General features: G+C 60.2%; 20 protein-coding genes and 1 tRNA gene. 10 read left to right on the top strand and 11 right to left on the bottom strand.

Features of this window, described 5'->3' with window-relative positions:
* Positions 1-32: 32 nt before the first annotated feature.
* The gene (gene rpsA, locus AC1ROR_RS22150) at positions 33-1,733 is read right to left on the bottom strand and encodes a 30S ribosomal protein S1 (RefSeq protein WP_035223636.1); all 1,701 of its coding nucleotides are present in this window, start codon (positions 1,731-1,733) and stop codon (positions 33-35) included.
* Positions 1,734-1,902: 169 nt separating this feature from the next.
* Positions 1,903-2,562 (bottom strand): (d)CMP kinase, encoded by a 660-nt coding sequence (cmk, locus tag AC1ROR_RS22145; protein ID WP_167377606.1) that lies wholly within the window; start codon positions 2,560-2,562, stop codon positions 1,903-1,905.
* A gap of 202 nt (positions 2,563-2,764) precedes the next feature.
* Between cmk and AC1ROR_RS22140 the strand changes: the two genes are divergently transcribed.
* The gene (locus AC1ROR_RS22140) at positions 2,765-3,151 is read left to right on the top strand and encodes a TIGR02300 family protein (RefSeq protein WP_035223640.1); all 387 of its coding nucleotides are present in this window, start codon (positions 2,765-2,767) and stop codon (positions 3,149-3,151) included.
* Positions 3,152-3,303: 152 nt separating this feature from the next.
* Positions 3,304-3,379 (top strand) — tRNA-Ala (locus AC1ROR_RS22135).
* A 74-nt stretch (positions 3,380-3,453) separates the two neighbouring features.
* Here the strand turns inward: AC1ROR_RS22135 and AC1ROR_RS22130 are convergent.
* On the bottom strand, positions 3,454-3,954 hold the full coding sequence (locus tag AC1ROR_RS22130; RefSeq protein ID WP_080839005.1) for a hypothetical protein: 501 nt from the start codon (positions 3,952-3,954) through the stop codon (positions 3,454-3,456).
* Between the two features lie 53 nt (positions 3,955-4,007).
* The gene (locus AC1ROR_RS22125) at positions 4,008-4,382 is read right to left on the bottom strand and encodes a PAS domain-containing protein (protein WP_035223642.1); all 375 of its coding nucleotides are present in this window, start codon (positions 4,380-4,382) and stop codon (positions 4,008-4,010) included.
* Between the two features lie 206 nt (positions 4,383-4,588).
* Between AC1ROR_RS22125 and AC1ROR_RS22120 the strand changes: the two genes are divergently transcribed.
* From AC1ROR_RS22120 to AC1ROR_RS22090, 7 genes are all read left to right on the top strand, one after another.
* On the top strand, positions 4,589-5,491 hold the full coding sequence (locus AC1ROR_RS22120) for an NUDIX hydrolase (RefSeq protein ID WP_498590758.1): 903 nt from the start codon (positions 4,589-4,591) through the stop codon (positions 5,489-5,491).
* A gap of 69 nt (positions 5,492-5,560) precedes the next feature.
* Positions 5,561-6,532 (top strand): quinolinate synthase NadA, encoded by a 972-nt coding sequence (gene nadA / locus AC1ROR_RS22115; protein ID WP_003498416.1) that lies wholly within the window; start codon positions 5,561-5,563, stop codon positions 6,530-6,532.
* Positions 6,529-8,094 (top strand): L-aspartate oxidase, encoded by a 1,566-nt coding sequence (locus tag AC1ROR_RS22110; protein ID WP_498590757.1) that lies wholly within the window; start codon positions 6,529-6,531, stop codon positions 8,092-8,094. Before nadA ends, AC1ROR_RS22110 begins: the two co-directional genes overlap by 4 nt.
* 1 nt (position 8,095) lies before the next feature.
* Positions 8,096-8,953 carry a carboxylating nicotinate-nucleotide diphosphorylase gene (gene nadC / locus AC1ROR_RS22105; protein ID WP_498590756.1) on the top strand — a complete coding sequence of 286 codons (858 nt, stop codon included), beginning with the start codon at positions 8,096-8,098 and terminating at the stop codon, positions 8,951-8,953.
* 152 nt (positions 8,954-9,105) lie between these two features.
* Positions 9,106-9,357: a GlsB/YeaQ/YmgE family stress response membrane protein gene (locus tag AC1ROR_RS22100; RefSeq protein ID WP_498590755.1), complete on the top strand. Its 252-nt coding sequence runs from the start codon at positions 9,106-9,108 to the stop codon at positions 9,355-9,357.
* 12 nt (positions 9,358-9,369) lie between these two features.
* Positions 9,370-9,780 carry a DUF3597 domain-containing protein gene (locus AC1ROR_RS22095; protein WP_498590754.1) on the top strand — a complete coding sequence of 137 codons (411 nt, stop codon included), beginning with the start codon at positions 9,370-9,372 and terminating at the stop codon, positions 9,778-9,780.
* A 22-nt stretch (positions 9,781-9,802) separates the two neighbouring features.
* On the top strand, positions 9,803-9,991 hold the full coding sequence (locus AC1ROR_RS22090) for a hypothetical protein (RefSeq protein ID WP_003498406.1): 189 nt from the start codon (positions 9,803-9,805) through the stop codon (positions 9,989-9,991).
* Positions 9,992-10,076: 85 nt separating this feature from the next.
* Here AC1ROR_RS22090 and cydX read toward each other — a convergent pair whose 3' ends face one another.
* The 7 genes from cydX to AC1ROR_RS22055 form a co-directional block, all read right to left on the bottom strand.
* Positions 10,077-10,199, bottom strand: a complete 123-nt coding sequence (gene cydX / locus AC1ROR_RS22085; RefSeq protein ID WP_003498405.1) for a cytochrome bd-I oxidase subunit CydX — start codon at positions 10,197-10,199, stop codon at positions 10,077-10,079.
* Between the two features lie 23 nt (positions 10,200-10,222).
* A complete protein-coding gene (gene cydB / locus AC1ROR_RS22080) occupies positions 10,223-11,380 on the bottom strand; it encodes a cytochrome d ubiquinol oxidase subunit II (RefSeq protein ID WP_498590753.1) in 1,158 nt (385 codons plus the stop codon).
* Positions 11,381-11,386: 6 nt separating this feature from the next.
* Complete coding sequence (locus tag AC1ROR_RS22075; protein WP_498590752.1) at positions 11,387-12,964, bottom strand: cytochrome ubiquinol oxidase subunit I; 1,578 nt, start codon at positions 12,962-12,964, stop codon at positions 11,387-11,389.
* A gap of 69 nt (positions 12,965-13,033) precedes the next feature.
* A complete protein-coding gene (cydC, locus tag AC1ROR_RS22070; RefSeq protein WP_498590751.1) occupies positions 13,034-14,725 on the bottom strand; it encodes a thiol reductant ABC exporter subunit CydC in 1,692 nt (563 codons plus the stop codon).
* Positions 14,722-16,371, bottom strand: a complete 1,650-nt coding sequence (gene cydD, locus AC1ROR_RS22065; protein ID WP_498590750.1) for a thiol reductant ABC exporter subunit CydD — start codon at positions 16,369-16,371, stop codon at positions 14,722-14,724. The genes cydC and cydD overlap by 4 nt, the downstream gene beginning before the upstream one ends.
* Positions 16,372-16,535: 164 nt before the next feature.
* Positions 16,536-17,114, bottom strand: a complete 579-nt coding sequence (locus tag AC1ROR_RS22060; protein WP_035223672.1) for a GbsR/MarR family transcriptional regulator — start codon at positions 17,112-17,114, stop codon at positions 16,536-16,538.
* A gap of 280 nt (positions 17,115-17,394) precedes the next feature.
* The gene (locus AC1ROR_RS22055) at positions 17,395-18,426 is read right to left on the bottom strand and encodes an L-idonate 5-dehydrogenase (protein ID WP_035223673.1); all 1,032 of its coding nucleotides are present in this window, start codon (positions 18,424-18,426) and stop codon (positions 17,395-17,397) included.
* 216 nt (positions 18,427-18,642) lie between these two features.
* Between AC1ROR_RS22055 and AC1ROR_RS22050 the strand changes: the two genes are divergently transcribed.
* Complete coding sequence (locus AC1ROR_RS22050; protein WP_035223925.1) at positions 18,643-19,398, top strand: SDR family oxidoreductase; 756 nt, start codon at positions 18,643-18,645, stop codon at positions 19,396-19,398.
* Positions 19,399-19,475: the final 77 nt, after the last annotated feature.

The following is a 19,475-nucleotide window of genomic DNA, read 5'->3' as shown; positions in this document are numbered from 1 at the left end:
GCGGGTTCTTCATTTTCAAAGGATCGAAGCGATTATTCGCCGCGGTTCTTCAGAGCCGCGCCGAGGATGTCGCCGAGCGAAGCGCCCGAGTCGGACGAACCGAACTGTGCGACGGCTTCCTTCTCTTCAGCGATTTCCAGCGCCTTGATCGAAAGCATGACCTTGCGGTCCTTCTTGGAGAAGTTGACGACGCGGGCGTCGAAAACCTGACCGACCGAGAAGCGCTCCGGACGCTGATCGTCGCGATCGCGTGCGAGATCGTTGCGGCGGATGAAGGAGGTGATGTCCTCGTGGTTGACGAGCTTCACTTCCACGCCACCGTCGTTGACGGCGATGACTTCGCACGAAACAACGGCGTTCTTGCGCAAATCGCCGGATGTCGCAGCTTCGCCGACGGAATCCTTGCCGAGCTGCTTGATGCCGAGCGAGATGCGTTCCTTCTCGACGTCAACGTCAAGAACGACAGCCTTGACGACGTCACCCTTGTTGTATTCTTCGATGACCTGCTCGCCCGGACGGTTCCAGTCGAGATCCGACAGGTGAACCATGCCGTCGACATCGCCTTCGAGGCCGATGAACAGACCGAATTCAGTCTTGTTCTTGACTTCGCCCTCAACTTCAGTGCCGGCCGGATGGCTGTAGGCAAATGCCTGCCACGGGTTTTCCAGCGTCTGCTTGAGGCCGAGCGAGATACGGCGCTTGGACGGATCGACTTCGAGAACGACAACGTCGACTTCCTGGCTCGTGGACAGGATCTTGCCGGGATGTACGTTCTTCTTGGTCCAGGACATTTCGGAAATGTGGATCAGGCCTTCGATGCCCGGCTCCAGCTCGACGAATGCACCGTAGTCGGTGATGTTCGTGACCGTACCGGAGATCTTCTTGCCAACCGGGTACTTGGCGGAGATGCCATCCCACGGATCGGACTCGAGCTGCTTCATGCCGAGCGAGATACGGTGGGTTTCCTGGTTGATGCGGATGATCTGAACCTTGACCTGCTGGCCAATGTTGAGGATTTCCGAAGGATGGTTGACGCGGCGCCATGCCATGTCGGTAACGTGCAGCAGGCCGTCGATGCCGCCGAGGTCAACGAACGCACCGTAATCGGTGATGTTCTTGACAACGCCGTCAACAACCTGGCCTTCTTCGAGGTTCTGAACGATTTCAGAACGCTGCTCGGCACGCGACTCTTCGAGAACCGTACGGCGCGAAACAACGATGTTGCCGCGACGCTTGTCCATCTTGAGGATTTCGAAGGGCTGCGGGTTGTGCATCAGCGGGGTAACGTCGCGGATCGGACGGATGTCGACCTGCGAACGCGGAAGGAAGGCAACAGCGCCGTCCAGATCGACGGTGAAACCACCCTTGACTTGGTTGAAGATAACGCCTTCGACGCGCTCGCCAGCTTCGAACTTGGCTTCGAGCTTGACCCAGCTTTCTTCGCGGCGAGCCTTCTCGCGCGACAGAACGGCTTCGCCGAGAGCGTTTTCGATGCGCTCGACGTAAACTTCGACTTCGTCGCCGACCTTCAGCGTGCCGTCCTTGGACTTCGCGCCGAATTCCTTCAACGGTACGCGGCCTTCAACCTTGAGGCCGACGTCGACGATGGCAACGTCCTTCTCGATTGCCGTTACGATACCCTTGGCAACATAGCCTTCGGCAAGATCGTTGGAGGCAAAGGATTCTTCGAGAAGCGCTGCGAAATCTTCGCGCGTGGGGGTAGATACTGACATGAAATCTCCTGATTGCATCCGCGCAATGGCGAATACAAAAGCGCCGGTGGGCTAGTGTTGTTGATACCCGACCCCATGCCCGCCTTTTAAAAGGCTTTCCGGCGCAAGGACATGTCTTCGGGCAATTCCGGACTAAACGCAGACGGCAGAAAGCCGTTCCGCGAGAAACCTATCTCTCCAGGGCGGCGTCGATGATCGTCCGCGCGGCCTGAAACGCCGCCTCTATACTCATTTCCGACGTATCTAGCAAGTGCGCGTCTTCAGCCGGCTTCAACGGGCTGTCGGCGCGGCCCATGTCGCGCTCGTCGCGTTTTTTCACTTCAGCGAAAATGGCATGATAATCCGCAACGCTGCCATTGGCGAGGATTTCATCATAACGCCGCCGCGCCCTGACGTCGGGCGAAGCGGTAACGTAAAGCTTCACCGGCGCATCCGGGCACACCACCGTCCCGATATCACGGCCATCCAGAACCGTGCCCGGCTCCTTTAACGCAAAACGCTGCTGCGCCTTGACCAGCGCCCGCCTTACCGGCGTCATGACCGCAATCTTCGAAGCCGCTTCGCCGATATCGTGCCGGGAAAGGACAGAGCGGTCGAGGCCGGCAAGATCGAGTTCCAGCGCCACTTTTTCAGCGATGGCCTCATCATCGAGCGGCAGGCCGGCATCAAGAAGCGCCTTGGCCGTCGCCCTGTAGGTCAGCCCGGTATCGAGATGATGGAAACCATAGGTCTGCGCAATCTTGCGTGACAAGGTGCCTTTGCCCGCCGCAGCCGGCCCGTCTATGGCGATCGTGAAGGTCATGAAGCTTTCTGCCTGTGCATTGGTCATTGATACAATATGGAGTACGGGATGTTTCCCGATATTTATGAGCATCCCCGCATACAGCTTGCGGCAAGGGAAGACGACATCCGAAGTTTGTCTTTGACACGAAAGACCGCAACGATTAAGGGGACCGGCTAGAAATTTTACCGTCTATGCCGGTTTTACGGCGTACACACCGAAACTCATTCGACAATTTGAGGCTTAGACAGTGGCAAAAGCGGAACTTGGTACCAAGCGCACCGACCCCGATACCGGCAAGAAGTTCTACGATCTGAACCGCGACCCGGTCGTTTCTCCCTATACCGGCAAGTCCTGGCCGCTCTCCTTCTTTGAGGAAAGCACCGCCCAGGCCAAGATGGAGCAGGCTGAAGAAGAGGAAGTGGCGGAAGTCGATACCGAAAACACGGAAGTCGAACTCGTATCGCTGGAAGACGCCGACGGAGACAACAGCGGCGACGAGATCCCGGATATGGGCGACGACGACGACGTGGAAATCGACGACGATGACGACACCTTCCTCGAAGCCGACGAAGACGATGATGATGACGACATGTCCGGCATCATAGGCGTAACGGGCGACGACGAAGAAGCTTGATCCTATTGAATAAATCAGCCCGGCGACAAAAAAATGAAGCCGGGCTGTTTTTTGTGCTTGCACTCTTCGATTAGCCGAAGTAGTAAGCCGCCACCGAACGGAACAACAGCCGCTTCGGTTCCCGGAACCGGAAGAAATGCCGGAACCCTTATGGGGCTATAGCTCAGCTGGGAGAGCGCTTGCATGGCATGCAAGAGGTCAGCGGTTCGATCCCGCTTAGCTCCACCAAATTTCCCAGAACCTGCAAATCTCGTTTTCAGGCAATCACTTTCACCCACCTTGTGGCAACCCCTCTCGATCGCCTATTGCAATAACGCCCGCACATCCTGTCCGTTGATCCGGCATTCGACAGAACGGGCAGCGGCACCCTCCTCCACCACGCGGCATTCGAGATATCTCCCGCGCAACCGGTTCTCCAGTGCCTTGAAAGCGTTCAGGCCGCAGGCATAACGGCGGCCATCGGAACCCGTGCAGACCCGGTTGCGGTCGACTTCCTCCACGCCCGCCAGCCGGAATTCCTGCCCCTTGAAAGTGAAGCGGTTGCTGGCAACCACGCGCAGGCGCTGATCCGCATGCATTTTGAGGGGATAGAGATCGGGCGGCGTCGGGATGCGTTCATAGTTTTGGCGACGAGGATCGACCCGCACCGGTGAGGTCGTCCACAGCATTTCCGTGTTGGCGGCAAGGCCTGCCGTCGCATATCCGGCCTCGCCGTTCACGAGCGAGGCGATACGGATGCCCGCGACACCGAGGCTCACGACCAGCGTGATCTGAAAAAGCAAAGCTGCGACCTGCCGGATCATGTCACCGAAACATCAAAACAATAAAATATGAATTCGCCGCCGGGGGGCGGGGATTACATCAACAAGACCTTGCGGGCGGCAACCTCGCGCACCGTGCCCATTGCCATCATCGGAACGCCGTCGCAGTCATGGATCACCCTGCCTGTCGTCCGCAACCAGCGAAAGCCGCCGGACCTCAGCCCGATCCGGTACTCCTGGTCATAAAACTCACCGCGCGTCAGCGAATTATGGACCGCCCTTGCCACCCTCGCCCGAGCGTTAATCTCGACCTGGGCAATGAACGCTTCCACCGGAATGCCGCCGGACGCCTCATCGAAGGAAAAATCCCGCACACGAGCGGCCACAGCATCCAGATAAACCAGATTCTGTCCGATATTCCACGTATAATAGCCAATAAGCGTCTCTTCTAGAGATATATCTTCCAACATCGGCTTTCTACACTATTAGAATGCTTATAACATTTTTATAACATAACAAAATATACGCGACTAACCACAGGAATTCGTCCTTTCGTCTAACAGGACATTATTTTAGGATTTACGCGAATACCGGCAGCACTTTTGGTCCGCTTGTTGGCGAACCGCTCTTCCTGTGCCAAAGAAGGTTGAAATCGCAACCTGCAACAGGAGTCGCCGTGACCATCGGGCTTGCCCATGCCGAACTCATTGCCGTCGTCACCGCCATTACCGGAGATGAGCCGCGGGTAATGACCGTGCGGGCGGGCGCTGCCCTTCCTTCAGGGCCGTTCGAATTCGGGCACAGAACGCTTCAGAGCGGGCTGCGGGAATGGATCCACGAACAGACGCATCACCCCGTCGGTTATCTCGAGCAACTCTACACCTTCGCCGACCGCGACCGGAACAACGACATTCCGGGCGGCAGAACCATTTCGATCGGTTATCTCGGGCTGGTTCGGGAGCAGGAATCGTCCGGCAATGGACGCCCCCTGTGGCATGGCTGGTACGAATATTTTCCGTGGGAGGACCACCGTCAGGGCCGGCCAGCAGTTCTGGACACCATCATCGACAGGCTGCGCGCATGGGCGGACTCCGATCCAGCCTGCAAAAGCCAGCGCCATTTGCGTGCCGATTTCACCTTCGGCCTCGACGGTGGCGGCTGGAACGAGGAACTCACCCTGCAGCGCTACGAATTGCTCTATGAGGCGGGATTGGTCGAGGAAGCCCAGGGCGAACCCCGGATCAATTTCGGCACACCCATGTTTGCCGATCACCGCCGCATCCTCGCCACCGGCATCGCCCGGCTGAGAGCCAAGATCAAATACCGGCCTGTAGTTTTCGAGCTGATGGCCGATGCCTTCACCCTGCTGCAATTACAGCGCGCCATGGAGGCACTGGCGGGACTGACGCTGCACAAGCAGAATTTCCGCCGGTTGATCGAACAGCAACAACTGGTGGAAGAAACCGGCGACATGGCGACCGAAACCGGCGGCCGCCCGGCAAAGCTTTTCCGCTTCCGCCAGACGGTTCTCGATGAACGCGCCCTTTCCGGAACGAAACTGCCACTCTCCCGCAATTGACATATGCTCATATTGAGAATATCTATTTGCCATAGATATACTCAAAAAGAGTATAAATGGGAGAGCGCCGTGAACGAACAGATTTCTGCCGCAAGCCTTTATGACCGCGTCAGCCGCGTCATCCCCAAGGCCGAATGGATGGGTTTTCAGGACGATGTGGAGGCGATCCTTGAGCTGAAACGCAAGCGCAATGCCGTCATCCTCGCCCATAATTACCAGACGCCGGAAATCTTCCACGGCGTCGCCGATATCGTCGGCGACAGCCTCGCCCTCGCCCGCAAGGCGATGGAGGTGGAGGCGGATGTGATCGTTCTGGCCGGCGTGCATTTCATGGCCGAGACGGCAAAACTGCTCAATCCGGAAAAAACCGTGCTCATTCCGGATATGGCCGCCGGCTGTTCGCTCGCCGATTCCATCACGCCCGAAGACATAGCGCTTCTGCGCAAGGCCTATCCCGGCGTTCCGGTTGTCACTTACGTGAATACCTCGGCGGCAGTGAAAGCGGCTTCCGACATCTGCTGCACCTCCGGCAATGCCCGCCAGGTGGTGGAATCGCTCGGCGTGCCGCGCGTTTTGATGCTGCCGGATGAATATCTGGCGAAGAATGTGGCGCGGGAAACCAGTGTCGAGCTGATCGCCTGGCGCGGCCATTGCGAGGTGCACGAGCTGTTCACCGCCGATGACATCAGGGAATTGCGGGAAAGCCATCCGGGCGTCACCGTGCTGGCGCATCCGGAATGTCCGCCCGATGTCGTCGAAGCTGCGGATTTTTCCGGTTCCACCGCCGTCATGTCGGATTATGTCAGCCGCGAGCGGCCGGCCCGCGTGGTGCTTTTGACGGAGTGCTCGATGAGCGACAATGTCGCCGTGCATCACCCGGATGTCGAATTCATCCGCCCCTGCAATCTCTGCCCCCACATGAAGCGTATCACGCTCGGCAATATCCGCACGGCGCTTGAGGAAAACCGCCACGAGGTGACCGTCGATCCGGCGATCGCGGTCGCGGCCCGCCGCGCGGTGGAAAGGATGCTGGCGGTATGAGCGAAGCGCTGTCGCAATATGCGGGCAGGACGGTCATCGTCGGCAGCGGCATAGCGGGCCTGATGGCGGCGCTGACGCTTGCGCCACAGCCCGTGCTGCTTCTGACGCGGAGCGCCCTCGGCGGAGAGACATCCAGCGCCTGGGCGCAGGGCGGCATCGCGGCCAGCCTTGGCGCGGATGACAGCGCAGCGCTCCATCTCGCCGATACGCTTGCCGCCGGCGACGGCCTCTGCGACACGGATATGGCCGCGGACATCGTCTCCGCCGCCCCTGCCGTCATTGATGCACTGGAGAGCGCCGGCGTCCGTTTTGACCGCGATGCGCAGGGCAAACTCGTCTTTGGACTGGAAGCCGCCCATAGCCGTCGCCGCATCCTCCATGCCGAAGGTGACGGGTCGGGCGCGGCCATTGTCAGGGCTCTTGCGGCCGCCGCTCTCAACACGCCGTCCATTGCAGTTCTGGAGGGCACGGAGGTGCGCCGGCTGCTGACGGAAGACGGGGCCTTGACCGGTCTCGTCTGCGCCGGACAAAAGGGCAATTTTATTCTGCCGGCCACGAAGGTCATTCTCGCAACGGGCGGACTCGGCGGGCTTTATGAGGCGACGACCAATCCTTCCGGCAATTATGGACAGGGCATCATGCTTGCCGCGCGCGCTGGCGCCGTCCTTGCCGATATGGAATTCGTCCAGTTCCACCCGACGGCTCTTTCCTCCCCCCGGCGGCCGCTGGCGCTGGTCAGCGAGGCGGTGCGGGGCGAAGGCGCGCTGCTTCTCAATGAAAACGGCGAACGTTTCATGGCGGCCGTCCCGGGTGCCGAGCTTGCTTCCCGCGATATTGTCGCCCGCGCCATCGACCGGGAAATCCTGCGGGGTGGCAGGGTCTTTCTCGATGCCCGAAAGGCGCTCGGCAACGGTTTTGCTTCGCGCTTTCCCTCGATAGACCTGCTCTGCCGCGAGGCCGGAATAGACCCCGCTTGCGAGCTGGTTCCGGTCCGTCCCGCCGTACATTATCACATGGGCGGTGTCGCCACTGACGGGAATGGCCGCAGTTCCGTGCCGGGCCTCTGGGTTGCGGGCGAAACCGCCTGTACGGGCCTTCACGGGGCCAACCGGCTCGCCAGCAACTCCCTGCTGGAAGCGGCCGCCATGGGCATGCGCGCGGCGCAAGATATTGCCGGCCAGTCGACATCGAAACCGGTGGCGACCGTCACACCATTCGCGACGCCTGTTCTTTCGGCCGCAGACCCATCTATCGTCAGGCCAATCGTCTCCCGCCATCTCGGCATAGCAAGACATGAAGCCGGGTTGACCGAGGCGATCCGCGATCTTCTGCCGCTCGCCAAACAGAATGGCCCGGCCTCCGATCCCGCCATTGTCGGGCTCGCCATCGCCGTCTTCGCGGCCCTGCGCACGGAATCGCGCGGCGGCCATTTCCGTAACGATTTCCCGGAAAAGGACGTGACCGCCACAAGGCGCAGGCTTTGCCTGACCGACATCATCGCCATTGCCCGCGACCTTTCCTCCAGCAGCCTTTCCTCCCCCAGCATTGCGCGGAGCGCCTGACATGACCCTTTCCCCCCTGCCACGCCTCATCGTGGAACCGCTCGTCCGCAACGCCCTTCTGGAAGATCTCGGGCTCGCGGGCGACATAACCTCCGCCGCTGTCATTCCTGCCGATCATCGTTCGGTCGTTGTCATGGCCGCGCGGGAACCGGGCGTCATCGCCGGTCTCGATGCCGCAGAGCTCGCATTCCAGCTCGTCGACCCGGCAATCGTGATGAAGCGGCACGTGCAGGATGGGGCGACCGTCGTACCCGGTGATATCATCGCGACAATCGAAGGTCCCTCGCGCGGCCTTTTGACCGGGGAGCGCACTGCGCTTAATTTCCTCGGCCATCTGTCTGGCATAGCATCGGTAACCGGGAAAATCGCTGCCGCCATCGCCGGCACCAGGGCCTCCGTCGCCTGCACCCGAAAGACGACGCCGGGCCTCCGGGCGCTGGAAAAATATGCCGTGCGCGCCGGCGGCGGCATGAACCACCGTTTCGCACTTTATGATGCCGTCCTCATCAAGGACAACCACATCGCCGTGGCCGGGGGCGTGCGTCAGGCTATCCGCAGCGCCCGGCAGGGTGTTGGACATCTCGTCAAGATCGAGGTGGAGGTCGATACGCTCGCACAATTGCGCGAGGCGATGGAGGAAGGCGTCGATGCCGTTCTCCTGGACAATATGACGCCGGAACAGCTGCGCGAAGCGGTGGAAATCGTCGCCGGTCGTGCGATCACCGAGGCCTCCGGCCGGATCAACCCGGAAACCGCCGCCATTATTGCCGCAACCGGCGTCGATCTCATCTCCGTCGGCTGGTTGACCCATAGTGCGCCGGTTCTGGATATCGGGCTGGACTTCCAAAGCCAGAGCTGAACGAAAGGGCCGCCATACAGCCCGCCGCACGGAACCAACCGCCAGCATTTTCGTTATTGCCTCGCCTGGGGTCGATTCAAGGCGGGGGGATCAGTGCGCGCAAAAGCCTGTCCATATGCCGGTGGACCTCTCTCACAAAGGAAAGGCCTGTTATGGAAGACGCACAAATCGGCTGGATTGCAGCAATCATCATTGGCGGCGTGGCCGGCTGGCTCGCCGAACAGTTCATGAAAAGCAACATGGGTGTTTTCATGAACATCATCCTTGGCATCGTCGGCGCCCTCGTCGCCAATTTCCTGCTTGGGCTTGTGGGCATCTCGCTCGGGGGCTGGATTGGATATCTCATCGCCGGTTTCATCGGCGCCTGCATTCTCATCGCCGTCGGGCGCGCATTTCGCCGATAAAGGGAGGACACAATGAGCTTTTTCGACAAGATCAAGAACGCGATTTTCGGCAAGGCCGAAGCCGCTCCACAAGCTTCGGCTCCAACTGCAACAACCGCAAGCCCGGCCGCACCGGCCCAGCCCGCAGCACCTGCTCCAGCCGCCACAGCCCCGGCAAGCACGGGCAACGTCGACGTCGCCTCCATCCTGGATGCGGCCGTCAAGCAGAACGGACAGAAACTCGACTGGAAACGTTCAATCGTTGACCTTCTGAAGGCGCTCAATCTGGACAGCAGCTTCACCGCCAGAAAGGAACTGGCCGGTGAACTCGGCTATACCGGCGACACCTCGGATTCAGCCACCATGAACATCTGGCTGCATAAGGCCGTCATCAAGAAGCTGTCCGAAAACGGCGGCAAGGTTCCTGCCGACCTTTTGGACTGAACCAGCGAACGGGAGAGCCGCGATGGACGACTATTCGAGCTTGCGAGAGCAGATCGGCCAGGACCTCGACACCCTGCACAGGACCGAGAACCCGAAATCGATTTTCGAGATTGCCGACGACTATCTTCTGGGAAATCCAAACCTCAAGAGGGCGCTGGTCGAAGACATCATCAAGGAAGAAGCGGACAAGCGCGGCATCGCAATCCACTGAAGCCGCACGTCAAGCGGGGTGACTTTTACAGGAAGGGCGGCATTCACAACGGATGCCGCCCTTTTTCACCGCGTGCCCCGAAGCATTATTTTTCCGGCTTTGCCTCGGCCTTTCTGGCGTTTTCTTCCATCAGCTCATACCACATCGCGTTCATGACGGCGAAGATGGCGGCGAGAGGCAGGCCAAGCAGCCAGGCGAAATACCACATGGTCGATCTCCTTCTGTTTGATATCAATAGGCGTGGCCGCTGTCGTCGCGGATCGCCTTTTCATCCACCTTGCCCCACAGCACGCGATAGACCCATGAGGTATAAGCGACGATGATGGGAATGAAGATGAGCGCGACGACCAGCATGATGAACAGCGTCATATGGCTGGACGATGCATCCCAGACAGTCAGGCTCGATTTCGGGTCGATCGAAGACGGCAGGATGAAGGGAAACATCGTCAGCCCAACCGTCGAGATGATGCCGAAAATGGCAAGCGAACTGGAAAGCAGCGCCAGCACCTCACGCCCGACCCTGAACAACAGGAAGGCGACGAGCGGGAAGGCGAGACCGAGCGCCGGCGCCAGCATCATCCAGGGATGGGCCGCATAATTCGCAAACCAGACGCCGCTTGCGACCTCGACCGTCTTTGACAGCGGATTGGACGGACCGTCGGTCACGACTTCCGAGGTGAAGCGATACCCGTCAATACCGAGCCACAGCAGAACTCCGCCGAGTGCGAAAAGAACTGATGTGGCGAGTGCGGCAATGCTGCCGAAACTGCGGGCGCGGGCTGCAACCGGGCCTTCGGTCTTCAGCACCAGCCAGCCAGCACCATGCATCACCAGCATGGCAACGGAAACGAGGCCGCAGAGGATGGCGTAAGGGTTGAGAAGCTCGAACAGCGTCGTGCCGTCGTAGAAAATCCTCAAGTCGTCATTGAAGCGGAAGGGGACGCCCTGCAGCACATTGCCGACCGCCACACCGAAGATCAGCGCAGGAACAAAGCCGCCGATAAACAGCGCCCAATCCCAGGCACTGCGCCATGTCGTGCTCTCACGCTTGGAGCGGTATTTGAAACCGACCGGTCGCAGGATCAGCGCAAACAGGGTGGCGAACATCGCCAGATAAAACCCTGAAAACGACACCGCATAAAGCGGCGGCCAGGCGGCAAAGATGGCGCCGCCGCCAAGGATGAGCCAGACCTGATTGCCTTCCCAGACCGGGCCGATGGAATTGATGACGACGCGCCGCTCGATATCCGTTTTCGCGACGAAGGGCAAAAGCGCGCCGGTGCCCAGATCGAAACCGCCGGTGACGGCAAATCCGATCAGCACCACGCCGAGCAGCAGCCACCAGATGACGCGGAGGATTTCGTAGTCGATGAGTTGGTGCAATATCATGATCGTTTACTCCGCAGCGACGAGTTTTTCAGGAACGAGCGGCGCTTCCGGCTCGTGATCCGGATCAGGCCCCTTGCGGATCGCCTTGAGCATCAGCCCCATTTCGACGATGAACAGCACCGTGTAGATGGCGATGAAACACAGAAGCGTAATCAGAACCGTCGAGGCGCTGAGGCTGGAGACGGCGGCGGCCGTCGGCAGCACACCCTCGATGATCCATGGCTGGCGACCGAATTCCGCAACTATCCAGCCCATTTCAGCTGCGATCCACGGCAGCGGGATGGCGAAGACGGCCACCTTCAGCAACAGCGGATAGCGATCCAGCCGGCGGCGGGCCGAGAGATAAAAGAAGGTCGCCGTCAACAGAATGAAGAACATGCCAAGACCGACCATGATGCGGAAGGCCCAGAACAACGTCGGCACATGCGGGATAGTATCGGCGGCCGCCTTGGCGATCTGCTCCTCGGTCGCCTGACGCGGATCGTCGACATAACGTTTCAGCAGCAGGGCGTAACCAAGTTCGTGGCCAAGTTCCGCAAAGGTGCCACGCACCTCTTCGGGCAGTTCCGCGCCCTTGCCGGTGGCGCGTATCTGCATCAGCGCATCATAGGCCTTGATGCCATCGCGGATGCGGGTCTTTGCCAGCTCCACCAGATCGTTGATGCCCGGGATTTCCGTGTCGAGCGAGCGGGTGCCGATAAGACCCATGACCCACGGGATTTTGACGGCGAAATGCGTCTCACGCGCTTCCTGATCGGGAAAACCGATGACGGTGAAAGGCGCCGGCGCCGGTTCCGTTTCCCACATGGCCTCGATGGAGGCGAGCTTCATCTTCTGGTGTTCGGTCGAAAGATATCCGCTTTCGTCACCGAGCACGACAACCGACAGCGCCGCCGCCAGACCGAAGGAAGCGGCGACCGTCATCGACCGCTTGGCAAGATCGACGTGACGTCCCTTGAGAACATACCAGGCCGAAACGCCGAGCACGAAGATGGAGGCGGTCACATAGCCCGCAGAAACGGTATGGACGAACTTCGCCTGAGCCACCGGGTTGAACAGGACCTCGAAGAAGTCAGTCACTTCCATGCGCATGGTCTGAGGGTTGAAAGCCGATCCCGCCGGGTTCTGCATCCAGCCATTGGCGATCAATATCCATAGCGCCGAGAAGTTCGAGCCGATCGCCACGCACCATGTTGCGATGAGATGGCCGAGTTTCGACAGCTTGTCCCAGCCGAAAAAGAACAGACCGACAAAGGTGGCTTCAAGAAAGAAGGCCATCATTCCTTCGATTGCCAGCGGCGCACCGAAAATATCGCCGACATAGTGGCTGTAATAGCTCCAGTTCATGCCGAACTGGAATTCCATGACGATGCCGGTGGAAACACCAAGCACGAAATTGATGCCGAACAATGTGCCCCAGAATTTCGTCATCTGCCGCCAGATCACGCGGCCGGTCATGACATAGACCGTTTCCATGATGGCGATCACCACCGATAGTCCGATCGTCAGGGGAACGAATAGAAAGTGATATAAAGCGGTAACCGCGAATTGCAGGCGCGATAGCGCCACGATGTCGAGTTCCATGTTTTTACCCCACCTTTCAGGAAAGGCCGGCCTTCTGTTACGAGACGGCGCCGGCCCTGAAAAAATCACTCAGTCCGGACGCAATGTTTGCAGCATTACGTCGTATTCCGGGGTGCCGCTTTGACATTGATCAAGTTGGCGGCCCTCTTTCAGCACGATGATGCGATCGGCAAATTCCGCCTCACGGCGATTATGGGTGATCATCACGACAGTCTTTCCCTGTGCCCTGGCAAACAGCCGGCCCAGCACGTCGCGGGCGGTCTCGCCGTCCAGCCCTTCCGTCACCTCGTCGAGAAGCCAGAGCGGTTTGTCGCGCAGCAGGAAGCGGGCAAGTGCAAGCCGCCGCGACTGGCCGCCAGAGAGGCCTTGCCCCGCCTCGCCAAGCTTCGTATCCAGCCCGGCGGCCAGGGTTTTGACGTGCTCACCAAGGCCTGCCGATTGCAGGGCGTCCCACATTTCACGCTCGGTCGCGGCAGGTTTTGCCAGCCTCAGATTATCGGCGATGCTATCGCGGAAAAGCTGGCTGCGCTGCGTCATGAGAGAGCACGGCAAAGCGCTGACCGTGCCAGCCGCCGGCTGCAATTCGCCTGCCAGAAGCTGGATGAGGCTGGTCTTGCCGGCACCGCTCGGCCCGATAATCGCAACCGTTTCTCCGGCGGCAATCGCAAGGTTGATATTTGTCAGAACGGAGTTTTCGTTCCCGTCCCGCTCCAGCCGCACGCCATCAAGCTCGGCCGCCATGCCCGTGGCAGGCACGCGCGGACAGTTGGCGGCGGCCTCGGCGGAAAAACGCGGCGCGATGCGTCTTGCCGAAAAGAGCGTGCGCCCGAGTTCCATTGCACCGCGGCGCAGCGCCGTGAAGGGTTCCAGCGCAGCGAAACAGACGAGCAGACCGAGGGCCGCAGCCGGCGCAGTCACCGCTCCCTGTTCCGCAAGCCAGGCCATGCCGAGCAGAGCCGAACTCAAAAGAACCGCCGCTGACATGCCGAAGGAAAAGCCGGCATTCGTTTCGATCCGGTTCAGGCGGTCGTCGCAGGCAGACAGATAGTTGTCCGCCCGTTTTACCGCGGCAACCTGCGCGGAAAGACGGGATGTCGTCAGCAATTCCGCCTGTCCGTTGACGAGATCGGCCGTGCGGGCGCGGAGCGCTTCAAGCCCGATTGCCCGGCGGCGTGAGAATTTTTCCGCCCGCAATGCCGACCGCACCGAAATACCGAGCCCCGCCGCGACAAGGAAGATCGCCGCCAGAGCACCTGCAAGCGGGCTGAGAAAAGCAAGCCCGATACCTGTCGCGATGGCGGCAAGAACCGCAACGGCCGCGGGCACCAGCACGCGTAGATAGAGCGAATCCAGCGCGTCGATATCCGCGGTCAGACGGTTCAGCAGACGGGCGGGCCTTGCCTCCAGAGTTTTTGCCGCCTGCGGCGCGGCAAAGCCGCGAAACAGCTTTTCCCGAAGAGCTGCAAGCACCGACAGCGTTGCTTCATGGGTGGTCATACGTTCGCCATAACGGGCGGCGGTGCGCGACAGCGCCAGCAGGCGGATCGCTGCCGACGGCGCAAAGACGTCAAATGCATAGGCCGTGGCCGGCAGAAGACCGGCAATTGCGGTGGCCGTGATGAACCAGCCGGAAACGCCGAGCAGGCCGATGCCCGCCAGCACCGTGGTTGCCGCCAGAACGGCACCGGCAAACAGCATACCGCGCCGCGCCGACCAGAACAGCGTGATGACGGGTTTCAATATGGCAAAACGCGCAATCATGACCGTTTCCCCGAATGGATCGCCGTTATGTCCACGATCCTGTCCATGCGTGCCGCAAGCACCGGATCATGTGTTGCGACAATCAATGTCCTGCCCTTTGCAAGCTGCAGCAGGTTTTCCGTCACCAGAGCAGCCGTCTCCCGGTCGAGATGCGCCGTTGGCTCATCCACCAGAACCAGCTGCGTTGCGGGATCGGCAAAGGCGCGCGCAATGGCGAGCCGCACGGCTTCCCCGCCTGAAATGCCATATCCGCCATCTCCGATCGGCAGATGCCGGCGCGCATGCCACAATGTATCCAGCCCGGTACGGCGCAGCACCTCTTCCACCATGCCTTCACCAACACCGGCACGGCCAAAGCGAATATTCGCCTTCAGGGAACCCGCAAAGAAGAACGGCTTCTGGCTGACCCAGCCGATTGTCTTGCGCAGCCCGTCGGCACTCGCATGATCGAGCGTCACGCCGCCGATCCTTATTGCGCCGCTCCCAGCCTCGGCCAACCCGGCAATCAAGGAGAGTACAGTGGATTTGCCACAACCGGAAGACCCGAGAATCGCAACTCTCTCGCCCTGCTGAACCGTAAGGTTGAGATTTTGAATGACGGGTGGAGAATTCGGATAGGCGAAGGAGAGATTATCCAGTTCCACCAAACCCGGCATCAGGCGTGGGGTTAACACGGCCTCGGTACCCTCGCCCACGATGGTGGTGCCGCCTTCCGTCAATGTGCCGAGCGCGCCAAGTGCTGCTTCGCCGGCAGCACGGTCATGCCACACGGCGGATAATTCCCGCAATGGCTCGAAGAAGGCGGGGGCCAGAAGCAGAATGAAGAGCCCCTCGGCAAGCGTCAGCTTCTCGCCCCATGCGCCGAAATCGAGAAAACCGAGCAGATGAAAGCCGATATAAACGGCGGTCATCGCAACACCGAGGGCTGCGAAAAGTTCCAGCACGGCCGAGGAGAGAAAGGCGATCCGCAGCACCGCCATTGTCCGCTTCTTGAGGTTTTCCGCGTCCCTGCTCAGGCGTCCAGCGGTCAGATCGACGGCTTCAAGCGCCCGGATCGTTTCCAGCCCGCGCAGGCGATCGAGCAGGAAGGCATTCATGTTGCCGGTCTCGGCCAACTGCTTTTCACTGGCAGCCTTCGCCTGCCAGCCGATCAGCGCCATGAAAAGCGGGATGGTCGGCATGGAGAGGAGCAGCACGAGGGCCGCAATCCAGGTGAAGGGCAGGATTGCCAGCACGAACACCAAGGGGACGATGGTGGCTTTCATCCGCGCCGGCTGGAAACGGGAAAGATAGGGCACCAGCGCTTCCGCCGTCTCGGCAACGACGCCAGCAACCTCCCCGGATGCCGTACGCGACAGATCGAGTGGCGACACCTGCGCCACGGCATTGAGTGCTTCCAGCCGTCGCTGCGACAGTGCGGTGCGTGCAGCACGAAACGATTGCCTCGCCGCGATTTTTTCCAGAAAGGCCTTGATCAGGCCAAGGACGAGGACAGCCACTGCCGCTGGCAGGATTGCCATCACCGGTGCGCCATCGGCGATTTTTCCAACCGAAAAGGCAAGCAGGCCCGCCTGCGGCAGCCATAGCAAAGCCGGCAGCACATGAAGCAGGGCCACGAACCTTCCCACCGCCGGGGCCTTCGCCATTTCTGCCGTGCTGGAACCCGTGCCACGGGCGTGTTTCCCAGTGGCAGCGTCCAAAGAGTGCCGCCGAGCTGCATCGGGTGAGGCTACTCCAGGCGCGGGACAGTCTGCTCCCTTGCCATCAGCGGGTTGGTGGATTTGTGCCGATATGCTCAAGGCCGATCTCCTCACCCGTCCTTTTTTGCACCACGGGGCCTTGCAAGCGAGACGATCTTGTCCTTGGCCTCCAGCAGCTTCGTGACCTTCGAACCGAGCGCCAGAAGCGAAGCCAGCCTCTCCGTCTCCAGCCTCTTCACATCGTCATACCAGCCGGTGAGCTGCTCGATCAGCGTTTTCATCTCGTCGATGCGCTTCTGCGCATGCCGCTCATCTTCATTTTCCGGTGTTTCCATAAGGATTTCACGCAGCACGCTGAGGGTTGGGTCGATCTCACGCTTCTTGCGCTCCTCGGCAAGGGTGCGCAGAATTTGCCAGACATCCTCCGGCGTGGTGAAGAAATCGCGCCGGTCACCGGGGAAATGTTTGAGAATTGCAAGGTTCCATGCCTGAAGCTCCTTGAGGCTCATCGACACGTTGGAACGCGAAATGCCGAGCGCCTCGACAATGTCGTCCGCACAGAGCGGCTGCGGCGAAATGTAAAGCAATGCATAGACTTGCCCGACCGTGCGATTGATGCCCCAGCGGCTGCCCATTTCACCGAAATGCAGCACGAAGGACTGAACAAGCGGGGAAAGATTAGCCGGCATTTCTTCGTTTCCTGTATTTTCAGTAATTTCTGAAATTTCGATAACGCAAAAAATGGCGAGCGGCAAATCACCTTTTTGACCTGCGTCAAAATGTGCAGATCGGCTGAAACGGGGTCAGTCCGGCAAGACCAAGTTGTCCTGCATGGCCCATGAGCTGGTCATGATATCGATAACATAATCAGTATATTGTTGCGTGCGAAAAGCGCCCGCAAAAAATCGGCGGCGGAAATAATCCGCCGCCGATCAAAACATCGATACACATGCCTCGAGGGACAGGCCCTTATGAAAAAGCGATCTGAACCTTCATGGCGCGACTGCGGTCGGAGGCGAATTCGAAGGCGGAGATGGCATCGGCGAGATCCACCGTCTGGGTGATGAAAGGCTTGACGTCGATCAGGCCCTTGCGCATCAATTCGACGCCGGTGGCGAATTCCTCATGGAAACGGAAAGAACCGCGCAGATCGAGTTCCTTGGCCGTGATCGCCATCATCGGCAGGCTCATATCACCACCAAGGCCAAGCTGGACGATAATGCCGCGCGGCCGAAGCGCCGCAATTCCGCCCGCAAGGGCGACGGCGGCACCCGAGCATTCATAGAGAACGTCGAATGTTCCCTTGTTTGCCCCGTAGGCGGCAAGCGCATCGGGCTCATCCTTGCTGTTGATGACACGATCCGCACCGGCTTCCCGCGCCTTGGCAAGCGTGAAATCCGAAAGATCGGTCGCGACGATTTCAGCCGCACCCGCGCGGCGGGCGGCAAGAATGGAGAGGATGCCGATGGGGCCGCAGCCGGTGACGAGTACACGTTTTCCCAGCAAATCGCCGGCGCGGCGGGTGGCGTGCAGTGTAACCGCCAGCGGCTCCGCCATGGCCGCCTCGCCGGCGCTCAGGCCATCGGCCGGAACGCATTGCAGCGCATCCGCGACAAGAACCTCCCGGAAAGCACCCTGAATATGCGGGAAAGGCATGGCGCTGCCATAAAAGCGCATATTGAGGCATTGGTTGTGCAGGCCTTCCTGGCAAAAACGGCAGGTCCTGCACGGGCGGGATGGCGAAACCGCAACAAGGCCGCCGACCTTCAACCCCTCGACGCCTTCGCCGAGTTCCTCGATGACGGCAGAGACCTCGTGCCCCAGCACCATGGGTTCGCGAAGCCGCACCGCGCCGAAACCGCCATGGTTGTAATAATGAAGATCGCTGCCGCAGATGCCGCCCCGAACCAGACGGAGCCGCACTTCCTGCGGCCCCGGCGCTTCCTCCGGCCGCTCCTCGATGCGCACATCCTTTGCCCCATGGGCGACAATCGCTCTCATAAACAACTCCCGTTCAACCGCACGCCACTCTGGCGCGCAAAATTTTCCGCATCCCAATCCCGCTGCAAGGCGCGCAACAGCCCCTTGCAACCTCCTCCCGCGCCCGATCCGTACCGAAACAGGGCGTTTAAGCCTTGACATCCATGTCTGAAAGGGATGAATGTTATCGATAACATAAACCTGCACGAATGCAATGTCGAGAGACTGGAGGAAACAGTGGGCCTTAATTTGTTCGATCTTTCCGGCCGCCGCGCCCTGATCACGGGTTCGTCCCAGGGCATCGGCTTCGCGCTGGCGCAAGGGCTGGCGGAAGCGGGGGCGGAAGTGGTTCTGAACGGCCGCGACGAGGCGAAGCTGAAAGCGGCTGCCGCCGGCATTAAGGGCGCCAAGACGCTCGCCTTCGACGCCACCGATCATGCAGCGGTGCGCAAGGCCATAGACGGTTTCGAGGCGGATGTCGGCCCCATCGATATTCTGGTCAACAATGCCGGCATGCAGCACCGCACGCCGCTCGAGGATTTTCCGGCGGACGCCTTTGAGCGCCTGTTGCAGACCAACATCGCCTCGGTTTTCCATGCAGGCCAGGCTGCCGCGCGCCACATGATCAGCCGTGGACGTGGCAAGATCATCAACATCGCCAGCGTGCAGACCGCTCTTGCCCGCCCGGGAATCGCGCCTTACACCGCTACCAAGGGCGCTGTCGGCAATCTGACGAAGGGCATGGCGACGGATTGGGCCAAATACGGCCTGCAATGCAACGCCATTGCGCCCGGCTATTTCGACACGCCGCTCAACGCCGCCCTGGTGGCGGACGAGACCTTTTCGGCATGGCTTGAAAAACGCACCCCCGCCGGCCGCTGGGGCAAGGTCGAAGAGCTTGTCGGCGCCTGCATTTTCCTGTCGTCCGATGCCTCGTCCTTCGTGAACGGGCATATTCTCTACGTCGACGGCGGCATCACCGCCTCGCTTTAAAATCTCTCGTCCGGCTGGCCCGCTGAACCCGCCAGCCGGATCGGGCAGACAATACCACGACGCTTTGGGAGGAGACC

This window comes from Agrobacterium sp. GW821-FHT14E08 (genome assembly GCF_058803865.1).
Note: the sequence above shows the minus strand (reverse complement) of the source record. Positions and strands in the feature narration are given on the sequence as shown.